13 protein-coding genes and 4 pseudogenes are annotated in these 17,430 nt (G+C 37.8%); 6 read left to right on the top strand and 11 right to left on the bottom strand.

The window, feature by feature from the left end:
* Window positions 1–97: 97 nt before the first annotated feature.
* From CVFO_RS03895 to CVFO_RS03885, 3 genes are read right to left on the bottom strand one after another with little or no spacing between them, the layout of a single operon-like run.
* Window positions 98–1,144, bottom strand: a complete 1,047-nt coding sequence (locus CVFO_RS03895) for a tRNA (5-methylaminomethyl-2-thiouridylate)-methyltransferase (RefSeq protein ID WP_201340262.1) — start codon at window positions 1,142–1,144, stop codon at window positions 98–100.
* A complete protein-coding gene (locus CVFO_RS03890) occupies window positions 1,141–1,695 on the bottom strand; it encodes a 50S ribosomal protein L11 methyltransferase (protein WP_201340261.1) in 555 nt (184 codons plus the stop codon). The genes CVFO_RS03895 and CVFO_RS03890 overlap by 4 nt, the downstream gene beginning before the upstream one ends.
* A 23-nt stretch (window positions 1,696–1,718) precedes the next feature.
* Complete coding sequence (locus tag CVFO_RS03885; protein WP_201340260.1) at window positions 1,719–1,907, bottom strand: hypothetical protein; 189 nt, start codon at window positions 1,905–1,907, stop codon at window positions 1,719–1,721.
* A 150-nt stretch (window positions 1,908–2,057) separates the two neighbouring features.
* On the opposite strand from CVFO_RS03885, the gene CVFO_RS03880 reads away from it, so the two are divergent.
* Window positions 2,058–2,348: a TusE/DsrC/DsvC family sulfur relay protein gene (locus tag CVFO_RS03880; protein WP_201340259.1), complete on the top strand. Its 291-nt coding sequence runs from the start codon at window positions 2,058–2,060 to the stop codon at window positions 2,346–2,348.
* A gap of 18 nt (window positions 2,349–2,366) precedes the next feature.
* Here CVFO_RS03880 and alaS read toward each other — a convergent pair whose 3' ends face one another.
* Genes alaS through CVFO_RS03865 form a run of 3 tightly spaced genes read right to left on the bottom strand, consistent with a single transcriptional unit; the run spans window position 2,367 to window position 6,454 of the window.
* Window positions 2,367–4,967, bottom strand: a complete 2,601-nt coding sequence (gene alaS / locus CVFO_RS03875) for an alanine--tRNA ligase (RefSeq protein WP_201340258.1) — start codon at window positions 4,965–4,967, stop codon at window positions 2,367–2,369.
* Between the two features lie 48 nt (window positions 4,968–5,015).
* Window positions 5,016–5,630 (bottom strand): L-threonylcarbamoyladenylate synthase, encoded by a 615-nt coding sequence (locus CVFO_RS03870; protein ID WP_201340257.1) that lies wholly within the window; start codon window positions 5,628–5,630, stop codon window positions 5,016–5,018.
* Window positions 5,615–6,454 carry a PHP domain-containing protein gene (locus CVFO_RS03865; protein ID WP_201340256.1) on the bottom strand — a complete coding sequence of 280 codons (840 nt, stop codon included), beginning with the start codon at window positions 6,452–6,454 and terminating at the stop codon, window positions 5,615–5,617. The genes CVFO_RS03870 and CVFO_RS03865 overlap by 16 nt, the downstream gene beginning before the upstream one ends.
* A gap of 81 nt (window positions 6,455–6,535) precedes the next feature.
* Here CVFO_RS03865 and glmS point away from each other — a divergent pair, with 81 nt between their 5' ends.
* The 5 genes and pseudogenes from glmS (at window position 6,536) to CVFO_RS03840 (ending at window position 12,347) form a co-directional block, all read left to right on the top strand.
* A complete protein-coding gene (gene glmS / locus CVFO_RS03860) occupies window positions 6,536–8,383 on the top strand; it encodes a glutamine--fructose-6-phosphate transaminase (isomerizing) (RefSeq protein ID WP_201340255.1) in 1,848 nt (615 codons plus the stop codon).
* Between the two features lie 9 nt (window positions 8,384–8,392).
* Entirely contained in the window at window positions 8,393–9,628 is a 1,236-nt protein-coding gene (locus CVFO_RS03855) for a glucose-6-phosphate isomerase (RefSeq protein ID WP_201340254.1), read from the top strand.
* Between the two features lie 134 nt (window positions 9,629–9,762).
* A complete protein-coding gene (gene galU / locus CVFO_RS03850; protein WP_201340253.1) occupies window positions 9,763–10,593 on the top strand; it encodes a UTP--glucose-1-phosphate uridylyltransferase GalU in 831 nt (276 codons plus the stop codon).
* Between the two features lie 111 nt (window positions 10,594–10,704).
* A pseudogene (locus tag CVFO_RS03845) lies at window positions 10,705–11,077 on the top strand (transposase); the annotation flags it as partial.
* A 164-nt stretch (window positions 11,078–11,241) separates the two neighbouring features.
* Window positions 11,242–12,347: pseudogene (locus CVFO_RS03840) on the top strand (IS3 family transposase).
* 16 nt (window positions 12,348–12,363) lie between these two features.
* On the opposite strand, the pseudogene CVFO_RS03835 reads toward CVFO_RS03840, so the two are convergent.
* The 5 genes and pseudogenes from CVFO_RS03835 to CVFO_RS03815 form a co-directional block, all read right to left on the bottom strand.
* A pseudogene (locus CVFO_RS03835) lies at window positions 12,364–12,711 on the bottom strand (galactose-binding domain-containing protein); the annotation flags it as partial.
* Between the two features lie 346 nt (window positions 12,712–13,057).
* Window positions 13,058–13,321 (bottom strand): retroviral-like aspartic protease family protein, encoded by a 264-nt coding sequence (locus tag CVFO_RS03830; RefSeq protein WP_201340401.1) that lies wholly within the window; start codon window positions 13,319–13,321, stop codon window positions 13,058–13,060.
* Between the two features lie 90 nt (window positions 13,322–13,411).
* Window positions 13,412–13,573 carry a hypothetical protein gene (locus tag CVFO_RS03825; protein WP_225879322.1) on the bottom strand — a complete coding sequence of 54 codons (162 nt, stop codon included), beginning with the start codon at window positions 13,571–13,573 and terminating at the stop codon, window positions 13,412–13,414.
* Between the two features lie 544 nt (window positions 13,574–14,117).
* Window positions 14,118–16,933: pseudogene (gcvP, locus tag CVFO_RS03820) on the bottom strand (aminomethyl-transferring glycine dehydrogenase).
* Window positions 16,934–17,041: 108 nt separating this feature from the next.
* Entirely contained in the window at window positions 17,042–17,380 is a 339-nt protein-coding gene (locus CVFO_RS03815; protein WP_201340251.1) for a histidine triad nucleotide-binding protein, read from the bottom strand.
* Between the last annotated feature and the right edge of the window lie 50 nt (window positions 17,381–17,430).

Here is a 17,430-nt window from a genome sequence, read left to right as displayed (position 1 = left end):
ACGCCATTTGATTGATTTGCTCAAAAAAATCGTCTTGGATTTTTAGGGTAATTGTTTTCATAATACTAAAAGTAATACTATCATAATACTTTCTTTACTACACCATCCAATCTTTTTGGATTTCATCAGCAGAAAACGGCTTAACGCTTAATTGTTGTACCACGCCAACATTGAGTTTAACTTCCACATCAACTAACTTTTCTTCTCTACCTTGAGAATAGCGTGCTAATATTTTAGCAGCAATTTTCAAATCTTCTTGATTGGGTTCACCATCAATCAATGCTAAAGGACCATTACAACTGGTCGGATACAAATTGGCATATTGATTACGATAACCTTCTAGGAATTTAACCTCACCCTCTTCACGGGCAACAATCATTTTAAAACGTGGATTTGGGCGAATGTGTCTGCCAACTTTGAGCATCATTAAATCATCCAATTGATAATCACGATTACCGCGTGATTGCCACATATCGACCAATTTATCAGAATATTGCTTATCGGTTAGAAAACAACAACCACCTGCTGGGGTAGCGTAATCATCAAAGCCATATTCTTTTGCTAAAGCCATTTGTGGCTTACGCGTACGCCCTGAAAAATCTAATAATTTCTCTCTGTCCACCCAACCTTCAAGTTCTGCTTTGGTGGCTGGTAAATGTTTTGCACATAAGGGTCTTAGGAGTAAATCATTCGCACCTGATTCTGCTTGGACAATGGGCATGGCCTCTTTGCATTGTGACATAGGGCGTTGACCCATGACTTCGCCTGTAATAATAAAATCAAACTCATGCTCAATCATCCACTGTTTGGCTTTTTTGACCATAAAGCCTTTGCAATCTAGGCACGGGTTCATGTTTTTACCATAACCATGTTTAGGATTTAAAAGTACGTCACGATATTCTTCAATCACATCAATAATGTGTAATTTAATACCCAATTGCTCTGCCACCCATAAAGCATTGTTACGTTTTGGCTTGTCTTTTTTTTGCTTGCGAATGGCGTGTGTATGCCCTTCCACACAAAAGCCAGTAAAAAAGTTAATGCCTTCTACATGAATGCCTTGGTCAAGCATTAGTTTAGTGCTTAATAGCGAATCTAATCCGCCTGAGATTAGCGACACCGCTCTAATTTGTTTGTTTGTCATATTTGGGGCTTCCTAATACCATCTACACAACACCAATCACCTTTTTGCTTAACGCTTAATGTTAAAAAATAATGACCATACGTGTCTAAAATTATCTCTACTTGGTCTTGCAAAATACCAGATAGTACAATTTTTCCGCCTGATTTAATTCGCCTAGAAAAGTGCTCACACAAACCAACCAAAGGATTGGCCAAGATATTAGCAATCAATAAGTCAACATGATTAGTTTGAATGTTGTTCGTAGTAGCAAGCACTGCTTGTGGGCCGTTATCAATAGCGATGACTTCTTTTTCACCTAACTTGGCTGCAGCAATTGCCAAAACACCAGTACCTGTACCGTAATCAATCACAGTTAAATTTTTTGGTGGGTTTTGATCCAAATATTGCAAGCATAAATCTGTCGTTTGGTGCGTGCCTGTGCCAAATGCCAAACCAGGGTTCATGTCAATAATAACAGCCTCTTTTGGCAGAGTGGATGCATCTTCCCAAATACGATTTTTTAGTAGTTCAAAAGAGCTTTGTTCAATATTACAAATTTGCTTTAACATCATTTGCACATGCTTTTGTTCGACATTTATATTAAATAAAGCACTGATTGTCGTATCTTGCCATAAAGGCGTTTCGCCCACAGGTGGCTCAAAAATAGCATCATCAAATGAATCACTAAAGGTAATGGGGATAAAGCATCCAAACCCATCAGCACCTCAGAGATAAAATCTGCCTGGTCTTTGTTTATTCTAATAGTGAGTTGCATCCAATCCATAGCGAGCAAATTATACCCTACAGAATATTGCTAATACCTCATCACATACCCTCTTTACAGCCTTAATGGATATTTATATAAAAACCTAGTAAAATATTAAGGTAATAGGTATAATAGGTTCACTTTTTCACAAAATAACAAGGTAATGAAATGGGACTAGAAAGAACAGGCAATGGCTACTTAGTCGATCCAACAATTTGGACGCAAGATATTATGCATGAAATGGCTAAGGAAGATGACATTGAATTAACTGAAAGTATGGTTAATCAAATCCTTGTAGCTAGAGAGTATTTTGAGGAAAATTCATCAGTGCCGCCCATTAGAACTTTTGCTAAAGTTGTGGGTATTGATAAAAAAATCCTATTTAAAGAATGGTTAACTGGCCCGATGAAACCTATTACCAAATACGGTGGCATGCCTCAACCAACGGGTTGTGTTTAACCTCTGACTTAAAATAAATTAAATTAATGATTTAACTGAGGCAAGTGCCTTGGTTAAATTCTCAGGCTGAGTGCCCCCACCTTGTGCCATACCTGGGCGACCACCACCTTTCCCGCCAATTTGCTGCGCAACATGGTTAAGAATTTTTCCAGCTTGATATTGCTTAGTTAAATCTTTTGTTACGCCTGCAACTAAGGATACTTTATTATTATTTACTACTGCTAATACGATAACAGCCGAGCCTAACTTGTTTTTGAGTTTATCGGCAATATCACGCAAATCTTTGCCACTCACCTCTTCTACTACGACAGTTGATAGTAATTTAATACCATTTACCTCTTGAACCTGTCCAACCAAATCATCGCCTTGGTTACTGGCTAATTGTTTTTTTAAAATGGCAATTTGTTTTTCTAATTCTTTTTGCTGTTTAATCAATTGCGTGACTTTTTCTACCACTTGTGCGTTGCTTGACCTGATTATTTGTGCAATTTCATTCAAGCTATTTTGTGTTTGATTATCAAATTGATATGCATCATAACCTGTTAACGCTTCAATACGACGCACACCAGCAGAAACACCGCCTTCTGAGGTAATTCTAAAAAGTCCAATATCACCAAGTTGGCGAACGTGGGTGCCACCGCACAATTCTACTGAAAAATTATTTTTACCCATGGTTAAAACACGCACAGTATCACCGTATTTTTCACCAAATAGTGCCATTGCACCTTTCTTCTTTGCATTTTCAATATTAGTAATATCGGTGTGTACTTTTGTATTTCCTAAAATTTTACGATTAACCATGCTTTCAATTTTTTCTAAATCTGACTTAGTAATCACCTCATCATGCGAGAAGTCAAAACGCAGTTTTTCACTATCAACCAAAGAACCTTTTTGCGTTACTGTCTCACCCAGTACAATGCGAAGTGCGGAGTGTAATAAATGCGTTGCTGAGTGGTTTCTAGCAATGCATTTGCGAGATTTTTTATCAACATTGGCTTGTACCGCATCACCCACTTTTAAAACACCCTTATTTAGAACACCGTGATGCTCAAATGCACCTGATTTTTGCTTATTCGTATGACCCACTCTAAACTCAACTTGCGCATTAGACAACACGCCACTATCGCCAATTTGACCGCCTGATTCGGCATAAAAACTTGACTGAGCTAAAACGACAACACCATGCCCACCTACTTCAATTTTTTCAACCAGTTTTCCATCTTTAACAAATGCCTGAATTGAAGAAACATTCTCTAACTGTTCATAACCTAGAAACTCGGTTGCCTCACTAATATCAACCTTTTTTTTCGATATTTTAAAATCACCTGCTTGTCGGGCACGGTCTCTTTGTTTGGTCATTTCAATCTCAAAACCTAACATGTCAATGGTTAAATTACGCTCATGAGCAATATCTGCTGTTAAGTCCACTGGGAAGCCATAAGTGTCGTAAAGTTTAAAGACTGTTTTGCCATCAATTTCACTACATTTAAGACTGGTGATTGCCTCTTCTAAGAGACTCATACCTTGGTCTAGCGTTTGTGCAAAGCGTTGTTCTTCGCGCTTTAGTATCTTTTCAACTTTGGGCAAAGCTTGTTTTAATTCTGGATAAACATCTTTAAATTCCAGTGCCAATACTGGCGCTAAACGGTAGAAAAATACTTTATAAATACCTATCTTATGTCCATGACGAATACCGCGACGAATAATACGACGAAGTGCATAACCCCTGCCTTCATTTGAAGGAATAACACCATCAACAATCATAAAAGCAGTAGATCGAATATGATCAGCAATCACACGCACCGAGGCATTATCATTTTTAACATTATTGGATTTAGGTGTTAAATTCACGACAGCTTTGATCAGGCTTTGAAAGCCATCTGTATCATAATTGTTATTCTTGTGTTGTAACACAGCTGCTAAACGTTCCAAGCCCATACCCGTGTCTACACAAGGTGCGGACAATGGTTTTAAATAGCCATCTTCTTGTTTATCAAATTGTGTAAATACCAAGTTCCAGATTTCAATATATCGGTCACCATCTTCATCAGCATGCCCTGGTGGACCACCGGCAATATGCTCACCATGGTCATAAAAAATCTCACTTGACGGACCACACGGGCCTGTATCACCCATCTGCCAAAAATTATCTTTAGCACCGCAACGAGAGATTCTATTTTTGGGAAAACCAATTTCATTAACCCAAATATTTTCTGCTTCATCGTCCTGCTCAAACACACTCACCCAAAGCTTTTCCTTGGGTAGGTTTAGCTCTTTTGTGAGAAATTCCCAAGCATAATGAATGGCTTCACGCTTAAAATAATCGCCAAAACTAAAATTACCCAACATTTCAAAAAAAGTATGGTGACGTGCTGTATAGCCAACATTTTCAAGGTCATTGTGCTTGCCGCCAGCGCGCACACAACGCTGAACCGATACAGCGCGCGTATATGGACGCTTTTCCACACCACTAAAGACATCCTTAAACGGCACCATACCTGAATTAACAAACAATAAAGTTTTATCATTATGAGGAATAAGCGATGCACTAGACTCAATCGTATGACCTTTTGATTCAAAATAATCTAAGAATTTTTGTCTAATTTGTGCGGTTTTCATTTTGCCAAAAGTGCTTGATAAAAAGTGCGCATTATACGCCGTAAAAGCCTATCCAATAAGGGAAATATCTCCTGCACCTTGGCGAATAATATCAGCACCGCCTGAAGATAAATCAATCACAGTGGTTGGCTCTAATGGACAATAACCCCCATCAATAATCACATCTACATGCTTTTCTAATGCATTGCGTACATCATCAATATCAAAAAACTCACAATCTTTGATAATTAATGACACGCTCATCATTGGCTCATTTAATGCATCCAATAAAGCCTGCACTACACCATGATTAGACACTCTAAGACCAATGGTTTTTTTCTTAGCATGTAACAAGCGATTGGGTATGTCGCGTGCACCTTGCAAGATAAATGTATATGCACCAGGTAGAATTTTCTTGAGCAGTCTAAAAGCAGTATTGTCCAACTTGGCATATTCACCGATATGCGCCAAATCACGCATCATCAAGGTAAAGTGATGTTGTTTTGAAAGATTACGAATGCGTCTAATACGCTCTAACCCGTTTTTATTGCCTAACGTTGTCCCTAATGCATAGCCAGAATCTGTTGGATAGGCAATCACCGCACCACGACGCAACTCATCAACGACCTGTTCAATCAAGCGCAACTGTGGGTTTTGCGAGTGAATTTCTAATAATTTTGCCATGTCCAATTTCTCCATATTGCTTGTTCAAAATTAGGCAAATCTTGCAAACAACCCATTTGTATTCTTTGATTGGACCAGCCGTGATAATCAGAACCACTTGACGCTAACAACCCTAGTTCACTCGCCCATTGACTGGTAAGTCTGATTTCATCAGCACTGCTTGTGGCTGTTACCACTTCAATCCCGCCACAACCATTAACAGCTAAATCACTCATCATGCGTTTAACTTTAGTATGTGCCATTCTATAACGAAAAGGATGTGCCAACACTGCCACGCCACCTGCAACGCGTATCCACCCAATCACCTCATCAAATTGCGCCCACTTGACGCCCACACCACCTGGTTTTTTACCTGCTAAAAAACGTCTGAATACTGATTTCATGTCCTTACAAATACCTTCTTGAATCAGCATTTGGGCAAAATGTATGCGAGTAATCATGCCTGTTTTAGAAAGTGCTTTGGTTTTTTCCATAGCACCAATAATGCCAGCCCCACCCAAACTACGCGCTATTTTTTCGCTGCGAATTTCTCGAAGCTGTTGGTGTTTTTTAAGCCCAGCCTGCAATGCTTTGTTATTTGGGTTAATCTTTAACCCAAGAATATGAATCGTCATATTGTTCCACATGGCTGATATTTCAGTACCAAATACAAATTCTAAATTTAATTTATTTGCCTCAAGACTGGCTTCAGCAAGTCCATCAATCGTATCATGGTCTGTTAATGCAAACACATCACAGTTTTGTTTTTTGGCTAAGCGCACCACTTCAGTAGGCGATAAAACCCCGTCTGAATAATACGAGTGATTGTGTAAGTCGATGACCATAAGTTGTTTATTATAATCTATCTGTTTTGCAAACGTAATTGGCTATAATCTCAAACATAACTACTTAACACAATCAACACCATGTGCGGAATCGTTGGCGGCATCTGTAAAGACAACATCACCCCAATTCTACTTAGTGGGTTAAAACGCTTAGAGTATCGTGGGTATGATTCAGCGGGTGTTGTGGTTTTGTCAAATGACAATAAACTAAGCCGTGTGCGCGCAGTAGGCAAGGTGGTTAACCTTGAAACTAGCATTCAAAAACAAAGTCTGAAAATACAAGGTAGTGTTGGCATTGCACACACTCGCTGGGCAACCCATGGCGAACCATCAACACAAAATGCACACCCTCATATTTGTTTTGGCACGGTTAGTGTTGTACATAATGGCATTATCGAGAACTTCCTTAAACTCAAGCAGAAACAAAAAGCACAAGGTTATGCTTTTACTTCAGATACCGATACTGAGGTGATTGTTCATAGTATTCATCAAGCTCTGAAAACCTCAGAAAATTTACTTAAAGCCACTCAAAAAGCTGTTAAAACCTTTGAAGGGGCTTATGGTTTAGGGGTGATATCATCAGAATATCCAGGACATATCGTTGTTGCTAGAAGTGGCTCACCACTCATTATAGGCGTTAGTAATGAAGGTAATTTTATTGCCTCAGATCAGGTGGCCTTACTGGACATCACCAAGAAATTTATTTTTTTGGAAGAAGGAGATATTGCCGATATTACGCTTGACTCAATTACTATTTACAACAAAGATGACAAACAAGTTAATAGAGCCATTAAAACTTCAAATCTTAACAGCAAACAAATTGAGCTAGGTGATTATAAACATTACATGCAAAAAGAGATTTTTGAACAACCGCAAGCAATTCGTGACACGTTAGAATCGCGCATTACCAAAGACACTGTGTTGCTTTCTGCCTTTGGTCATGATGCTGAAACTATTTTTAAAAATACAAAGCACATTCAAATTATTGCTTGTGGCACTAGTTATAACGCAGGTTTAGTCGCTAAATACTGGCTTGAAGACATTGCAAAAATGCCAACTAATATTGAAGTGGCTAGTGAGTATCGCTACCGTAATCCGATTGTGCTTGATAACACTTTGTTGATTACTATTTCCCAAAGCGGGGAAACTGCTGATACTTTAGAGGCGCTAAAATCTATCAAAAAGCGTCACAAGAATATTCACACATTAACCATTTGCAATTGTGCAGAATCTTCCCTAACACGTGAGTCTGAACTTACCTTGTTAACCCATGCCGGCCCTGAAATTAGTGTGGCTTCTACTAAAGCCTTTACCACACAACTAGTGTCTTTAGCATTGTTGTCAGTTGCCATTGGAAAATGCCATAAACAAGTGGATAGACAACAAGAAGCCTCTATTGTATATGGTCTAAATCGCTTGCCAGGCTTGATTAAAAAAACACTCGAACAAGAAAATCAAATTATTGAACTCGCACAATCTTTTAAAGACAAGTTTAATGCCATTTTCTTAGGAAGGGGTACAATGCATGCTATTGCCATGGAGGGTGCGCTTAAACTTAAAGAAATTAGCTATATTCATTCGGAAGCTTTTCCAGCAGGTGAACTTAAACATGGTCCTATTGCTCTGATTGATAAGGACACGCCTGTTATTGCAATTGCGCCTAATGACCAACTATTAGACAAGCTCAAATCAAACTTGCAAGAAGTCAAATCTCGTGGCTCACAAATGATTGTTTTTGAAGATGAAATGTCCAATGTGCCTCCGATGAAAAATATGACCGTCATGTCAATCACACACAACCTTGGTAGAATTACAGCGCCTATTATTTTTACCATTCCTTTGCAATTACTCAGCTATCACGTCGCATTAATCAAAGGCACTGATGTTGATAAACCTCGCAATCTGGCTAAATCAGTCACTGTAGAATAGCATAATATTATGATTAACACACTAGGCTTTGATTCTGATTTTGACCCTTGTCTTTTAGGTCGAATTATCAATGAAAAAAAACAGATTGGCTATTACAATTTACCTAATCAAGATACCGCTTATATTCATCATTATTTAAAGCAATTAGACAAAAGGCAAGATTTAAACAGCATTAGTGATGTTGTTGTTATCGGCATTGGCGGGTCAAGCTTAGGTGCCAAAGCGGTTTATCATTTTATTAAACCCATCAGGCAATTAAAACGAAACCTGCATTTTATGGATAGCACCGACCCTGTTACTATTGCCAATATTTGCAATAGTCTAAACATGGGCTCAACACATTTTATTGTTATCTCTAAATCAGGCACAACCATTGAAACGATTGCGGCTTATAAGTACATTCTTGCAATCACTAAAAGCGCCCAACTTTCGTATTTTCCCTTTACTTTTATTACCGACCAAAACTCACTACTAGCACAACATGCTCAAAAAGTTAGTGGCTTAATTGTTAACATCCAACAAAATATTGGTGGCAGATTTTCACTCCTAAGTAGTGCAGGTATCATCCCATTGGCATTAACAGGTATAAAAATTGATTGTTTGCTAAAGGGTGCTGCAAAGATTAAAGACAGCTTTTTTAATCAAGGCTATATGCAAAATGTATTGCTCAAAAAAGCAACTTTTTATGCCAGTAATTCTTCAAACTACAACATTAATGCCTTGTTTTCTTATACCGATTCACTTAAATATTTTAATGATTGGTATGTACAATTATGGGGAGAAAGCTTAGGTAAGAAACAAAAAAACTCGGCCTTTAATGTTGGATTAACACCTATTGGCCTAACTGGACCTAAAGATCAGCACTCTTTTTTACAATTATTATCTGAAGGGACTCGAGATAAAAGTGTCACCTTTATTAAACTTAAAACCTTTGACAATCACCAAAAAGTACCCGACATTACCTTAGAAAAATTAGAAGCATTAGATTTAATTAATCAAGTTGAATTTTCAACCTTGATTAATATGCAAGCTGACGCTATTATAAAATCCTTAAAAGAACATACAAGAATTCCGCTTGATGAAATTACCTTGCAAAAGCAAGATGAATTCAGCATTGGTCAACTGATTTATTACTACGAGTTGCTAACATCACTTGTTGGGGATTTACTTAATATTAATACTTATAATCAGCCCGGTGTCGAATCTGGCAAAAATATCCTCATTAAAAAATTACAACAACTATGATTAAAAAATTACAACAACTATGATTAAAAAATTACAACAACTATGATTAAAAAATTACAACAACTATGATTAAAAAATTACAACAACTATGATTAAAAAATTACAACAACTATGATTAAAAAATTACAACAACTATGATTAAAAAATGCCTCTTCCCTGCAGCAGGCTTTGGTACTAGATTCTTACCTGCCACGAAAGCAGTACCCAAAGAAATGCTGCCTATTCTAACCAAGCCATTATTACAATATGCCGTAGAAGAGGCACTTGATGCTGGCATGAGCAATATGGCCATCGTCACTGGCAAAGGAAAGCGAGCTATTGAAGACCATTTTGACCGAGCTTTAGAGTTGGAGGCTCAAATTCAAGGCACGCAAAAAGAAGTGTTATTAAAAGAAATCAATGCCGTTTGCAACAAAGCCACTTTTACTTATGTCAGGCAAAAACAAATGTTGGGATTGGGGCATGCCATTCTCACTGGCGAACCGCTAATTGGCAATGAGCCATTTGCTGTTCATCTAGCCGATGATTTGTGCACATCAGAAAACGATAGTGTACTAACTCAAATGATTCAAGTGTACAACAAATATCAATGCTCAATCGTGGCTATTGAACAAGTGCCCATAGATCAAACCCATAAGTATGGTGTCATTGCTGGTAACTTAGTTGACAATACTAATGACACGTACCGCGTTACTGATATGATTGAAAAGCCAGCACCAAAGGATGCACCTACCAATATAGTCATCATAGGTCGTTATATCCTAACACCCGATATTTTTAATATCCTTAAACAAACCAAACCTGGCAAAGGTGGTGAAATTCAAATCACCGATGCACTACTCACCCAAGCAAAACAAGGCCGAGTGATTGCTTATAAATTTAAAGGCAAGCGATTTGATTGTGGTAGCATCCAAGGCTACGTTGAAGCAACAAACTACTTTGCTAAACAACAAGGTATTATTTGACCCTGTAAACCAGATTGTGTAAACCCTCATATTTTATAATCCCCGAAAAGGAGAAAAAACATGAGTAACACAATACCAAGAAACAAAAAAAAGCAACTTAACAACACAGGCATCAACCAGAAAAAGCTCCGTGCTTTTGCTGATGAACTTGCCAAAGACATCCACACCCAAGATGATTTAGCAGATCTAGCTGCTTCACTGGTTAAAATGACCATTGAAGCAGCATTAGGTGCTGAGATGGAACATCATCTTGGTTATCCAAAATATGGGCAAAATAGCAGCGAGCTTAATACAGACAGCAATGCTCGTAATGGCTATTACCCTAAAACCGTCAAAGGCAATCATGGTGAAGTTGAACTTGCTATCCCAAGAGACCGCAGAGGTAGCTTTGAACCTTTAATTATTGAAAAAGGTCAAACGCCGATTGGGTGCTTTTGATAGTCAGATATTAAGCCTATATGCCAAAGGCATAGGTACCCGTGATTGCAATAGTCTAATTTTATTGGACACAAAGATAGCCTTATAATACAAACCATAAGGAGGTCAGTAATGACACAATATAAATCAAGAAAACAACGAGTGACTTTTACCGTTGAACATTCTGTTCAATACCCCCTTGAGGGGGGAACACTAGATTATGCCAAACTCATGGTGCATGAGAATTACACCAATAAAAAAATCATGATAATATCAGGAGCTTGCTCCTCAGCAGTTAGCAGATGGAGAAAACAATACCTAGCAGAGCTTGGTGGACAAACACCAGAGTCAGGCAAAGCGCTGACTTCTGAACAACAAACAATACAACTGCTTGAGAAACAACTTTGGCGCGCACAAAGGGACAATGAAATCTTAAAAAAGGCAACAGCCTTGTTCGCTGTGGACAATCACCAAGTGATATGATTATCAAGATAAACAAGGCTTGCCAACAATACAATACTAAAGAATTATGAGCATTACTCAAACTTCCTCGCAGTAGTTATTACTATCAAGTCAAAGATAAGCGAGTAAACAACAACACCAATGCTATGATTAAATTAATCAAACAAACTGCTATTGAAGTTGGATACACCTATGGCAAACGCAGAATGCGGGTAGTTTTGAATAACCAAGGTTATAACATTGGTATTTACCAAACTGCAACGCTAATGAAAAAAGCCAATGTAGTTGCCATACGCCCAAGAAAGCGTCATTATTACCCTAATACTAGATTGATGTTTAAAAAGGCAAAAAACCTATTAAATCGTGTGTTTGAGCAGCAATCAATTAATACGCATTGGGTTGGTGATATTACCTATATCAAAACCTATCAAGGTGGGAGTTATTTAGCCAGTGTGTTGGATTTAGGCTCAAGACAAGTTGTTGGTTGGGCATTGTCAAAACAGCCTAATGCTCAGTTGGCAAAGGATGCGCTTAGTAATGCTGTGTCTAGACACCAGCCCAATACAAATAAACACATGTTCCACTCTGATCAAGGGACTCAATACTCTTCTAAAGTTTTTATTGATTATTGCAACAAGAACAACATTACTCAAAGCATGAGCAGGCGAGGTAATTGTTGGGATAATGCGGTCATGGAGCGTTTCTTTAGAAGTCTGAAGACTGAGAGATTAAATTATCAAAGTTTTGCAAATCATAGTGAAGTCGTGCAAAATGTAGAGGGTTATATCTACTTGTATAATTACAAAAGGATTCATTCAGCGATTGGGTATTTAACACCTGCTCAAAAGATGGCTGAATTGAAAAAAGCGGCTTGAAATGTGTCCAAGTAGGTTAGAGCATTGCAGTTTGAATACCTTTATCACCCTTGCCTCCTTTCTCGCCTTTGTTGTCTATATTACCTATGACCTCAACTTCTGCTAAAGAGAGAAAGTTTTTATCGAGTAGTTGGACTTTAACATAACGACCTTGTGTGCCTTCGTCACCTAAGTCAATTGTTGTGCCGGGGTTAGGATAGGCATGAAAGTCTTGCTGATAGGTGATGGCATTAAAATCAGCATCAGTGGCAACACTGACTCGATAGTTAGTCAATCTGCTGCCTTTACAACAATTAGTACGATTGTAAATAACGATTTGATTAATGGTTTGATCGCTTTGTAAATCAACACGCCACCAAACACACCTTGACGGTTTTGGGTGTTGGTGGTACTTTTGTGGTTATAGTTGCCGCTAGTGTTGCCATCAACCGCTCTTGAAGAAACACCACCCCAACCTGTGGAGGATTGTGTGGTGGGTTTATTGAGGACTAAGCCAGTGGTAACAGCGTGAACAGTGGTGGTTAAATAAGGTGAAGAGTGTTGCTATTAGTAATAAAATACGGGAGAAACTTTTGGTGATGAGCAATGAATTCATTGGGCGTTCTCCTTAATATGGAAATAGAATTTTGTATTGATTTTAAAATTAGTTTAGCATTAATGGCAAGTTGTGTTGAAAGGTTTTGATTAAAAAAAACTAAGCAATCATGAATTTAATGAGGTGTAAGGCGTAATAATAATTGTTTTTTATCAATTACAAAGTAAAAGGCTTGGAGCCAATCAGTGCCTAATAAACCATCAATATTGGAAGGTAGTTTTGCTTGTGGTAGAACAGCAATGAGAAAATCTTGTTTTGTGATTGCACCCACTGTAAATTCTTTAATATTAATTTTATGGGCTGTAATAGTGCCATTTGCAGTACTTAAAGTGATTTTCTCTGCCTGGTTAAAAGATTCATTGCTGCATTTTCTTTTGATACTGCTCCTACATTAGATTGGGCTAATCGTTATCTAAATATCAAAGAGGCTTATTCAGAAGTTAGCACAATCCCTGCCTATGGTACAGTGTCATTTAGAATTAGTGCTGATGCTTGGAATGCTCAATTCACCTTGGGTAAAAATCTGTGCATAATTTAAGGCATTTTTTAAACGTTTGAATTGTTTTTTCCATTGTGAATTAGTGGCTAGATAATCTAGCTGAAATGTAGCCTCGTCATATTTTTCAAGCATTAATAGTAACTCGCTCAATTGATAGCGAAAGGTTGGATGATTGGGTAATAAATCAACAATTCTGTATAGGAAATGGAGCTTTTCATCTGTTCTACCTTCACTAAGTTGGTTTAGATAAGGTTGAGCAATGTTTAAAATAAGTTATTCTATTTCTGCTAAAGAATAGTTATCTTGTACTTGACTATTAATTACCTCTAAAGCATCTAATACTGCTAAATATTCTGTATTTTAGTATAAATATTTGGCTGATAAAATCAGAGTCTGAGGCTCAAATGGTTGTTGCTCAATTAATTTAAGCAATAAAATATTTGGCTAATTTTAAATCACCAAAGACTAAGTGCTTGATTGATTTTCAAAATTAAACTTAGTTTTTCGCCAGAATTGATATTGATTGTTCGCCAGATTTTTGGCTAATAATAGGATTAGTATAGGTGGTTATTTAGGGTAACGCTTGAATGGGTAACACTATTTTATTAAAATAACCACGTGCAAACTAACCAGCTAAAATACCCAAATAAAGTATCAAAATAAGGCGCAAAGCCATCTACTCAAAACCCTTAATGTCTGGGCACGAGCAAAATAAATTTCGATCGCCATACACATTATCAATGCGCTTAACGGGCGGGAAATATTTGTTTTGTTTTAGTGAATTTATTGGGTATAACGCCTCTTCTCGTGAATAAGGATATTGCCACTCTCCAGCCATCTCAATTGCTGTGTGTGGGGCGTTTTTAAGCGGGTTGTTGTCCTTGTCCCACTCGCCTTTAATTACTTTTTGAATCTCGATATAAATACTAATCATTGCCTTAATAAAACGATTAATTTCACGTAGCGATTCACTTTCTGTAGGCTCAATCATGAGTGTGCCTGCTACTGGAAATGACATGGTCGGTGAATGAAAACCATAGTCCATCAAACGCTTGGCAATGTCTTCTTCAGAGATGCCACTTTGTTCTTTTAAAGGGCGAATATCAATAATGCACTCATGTGCAACCATATTATGCTCACCTTGATACAAAATTGGAAAATAATCTTTCAATTCGTTGGCAATATAGTTAGCACTCACAATGGCAACTTCGGTAGACCTTTGCATGCCGTATTTACCTAATAACTTAATATATGACCAAGAAATTGGCAAAATTGAAGCGCTGCCATACATGGCTGCGGATACGGCATTAGAATCTTTAATTAGTGGATTGCCAGGTAAAAACTCTTTCAAGTGTGCTTTAACGCCAATCGGCCCCATACCTGGACCACCGCCACCGTGCGGAATGGCAAATGTTTTGTGTAAATTAATATGTGACACATCTGCACCAAATTCACCCATACGAGTAATGCCAACCATGGCATTTAGATTGGCACCATCTAAATATACTTGTGCGCCATGGGTGTGAATAATCTCACATATTTGCTTAATTTCAACCTCGAATACGCCGTGGGTAGAAGGGTAAGTCACCATAATGGCTGATAATTTATCTGCGTATTTCTCAGCCTTTATTGTTAAATCTTGAATGTCAATATTGCTAGATTCATCACATTTAACAATCACCACTTTCATGCCCGCCATAACTGCACTGGCAGGATTAGTACCATGTGCTGATTGAGGAATCAGGCAAATATTATGCCCTTCCTCGCCTTTGGATTGATGATACGACTTAATTGCTAGAAGACCTGCAAACTCACCTTGGGAGCCTGCATTGGGCTGCAGAGAAACTGCATCGTAGCCTGTAACTTCTACTAATGCCTGCTCTAAATCTTTAAACAATTGCTGATAGCCCTTGGTTTGATCTTCTGGTGCATATGGATGCAAATCAGAAAAACCAGGCAGTGTGATTGGATACATTTGTGTGGCAGCATTAAGCTTCATAGTGCAAGAGCCTAGTGCAATCATTGAATGATTAAGCGCGATGTCTTTATTTTCCAAACGCTTCAAATAGCGCATCATTTCAGTCTCACAGTGGTAGTTGCTAAACACAGGGTGAGTCAAATAATCTGAAGTACGTAAATTATCTTTAGCAATATTCAAAAGCAAATTTTCTGACTGATAATAAGCAGCCTTACCTATTGATAGAACCGACACAAGGCTTGATAATTCATCAACTGTTGTAGTTTCATCAAGTGCAATACTTAATTGGTTATCATTAATTAAACGCAAGTTAATGTTATTTGATTGTGCTGAATTAAATAAACTAATAGCATCGGTCGTGTTAATAGTAATTGTATCAAAAAATTGTTCTGTGGCTAATTCAAAATCCGCATCAAGCAGGCTTTTAGCAAGATTATTGGCCTTAGCATGCACACTTAATGCAATTTTTTTCAAACCTTTAGCGCCATGATAAATACCATAAGCGGCGGCGAGCACTGCTAATAAAACTTGAGCAGTACAAATATTACTAGTGGCTTTATCTCGACGAATGTGCTGCTCACGAGTTTGTAGTGACATGCGCATTGCTGGATTGCCTAAAACATCTTTGAGACATGCCAATAAGCCGACCTGGTATCATGCGTTTAAACGTATTACGCGCACTTAAAAATGCCGCATGTGGCCCACCAAAGCCCATAGGCACGCCAAAGCGTTGCGAGCTACCCACTGGCAATATCAGCCCCCATTTCTGTAGGGGTTTTAATCAGTGTTAATGCTAAAAGGTCACAAGCAACAATGGTTAATACATCATTATCTTTTGCCCTAGTAATGTCAGCAGTTAAATCTCGAACGTCACCATTTGTACCTGGATATTGCATTAAACAAGCAAAACAATCACTAAAATCATGATGTTGAATGTCTTTAATAATCAACTCAATGCCTAATGGCTTGGCACGAGTTTGCAAAATAGTAATGGTTTGTGGATGAGTGTTAATATCAATCAAAAATTGGTTGGATTTATTCTTTTTATTAGCACGCTTAGCCATCATCATTGCCTCAGCACAAGCAGTTGGCTCGTCTAATAATGAAGCATTGGAAATATCCATGCCTGTTAAATCAATAATCATGTGCTGAAAATTAAGCAGCATTTCCAAACGACCCTGAGAAATTTCAGCTTGATAAGGTGTGTAAGTCGTGTATCAACCCGGATTTTCTAAAATATTGCGTTGAATAACGCTCGGCATTAGCGTGCCATAATAACCTTGACCAATAAAGTTAGTTGCTAAGATATTTTTAGCAGCAAGGCTTGAGGCCAATGCCAAAGTGTCCCGCTCAGTCATACCTTCATCAAGCGCCATTCGATTGCCAAATAAAATATTTTTAGGCACCGTTTTTGATATCACCTCATCAACAGATAAGCAGCCAATGCTGCTTATCATAGTCTCAATATCATTTGTACTTGGACCAAGATGTCTGGCTAAAAATTCGTTACTCATAATGGATAAAATATTTCAATAAATTTAAGAGCTAAATTTTATCTGATTAGAGATTTGTTTTCCTTGTAAAAAATAAGGCTTATAAACACCTTTTCAAAAAGACACTTATCACCCTGGTGGCCAAGTCAGTGCCCGCCCACCTAGACAATGAAGATGAATATGGTAAACCGTTTGCCCACCTTGTTCATTACAATTCATCACCACTCGATAACCCTCATCAGCAAAACCTAACTCTTTAGTAATACGGCTTGCTGTTAATGTTAATTTGCCTAACAATTGCGCATCATCAGTATCATTTAAAGTTTTAATATGTGTTTTTGGAATGACTAAAAAATGATGGGGCGCTTGTGGATTAATATCATGAAAGGCCAGAACATCTTTATTTTCATAGATTTTATTGACTGGAATGTCACCATTAATCATTTTACAAAACAAACAATCAGTCATACAATTACGCCATAAAAAAGTAAAGAGAAATTCTATTTTATCCTTATTTA

The sequence above is a fragment of the Isorropodon fossajaponicum endosymbiont JTNG4 genome (genome assembly GCF_016592615.1).
Lineage (GTDB): Bacteria > Pseudomonadota > Gammaproteobacteria > PS1 > Pseudothioglobaceae > Ruthia.
The sequence above is the reverse complement of the archived record's forward strand: the minus strand, read 5'-3'. Positions and strand labels throughout refer to the sequence as shown.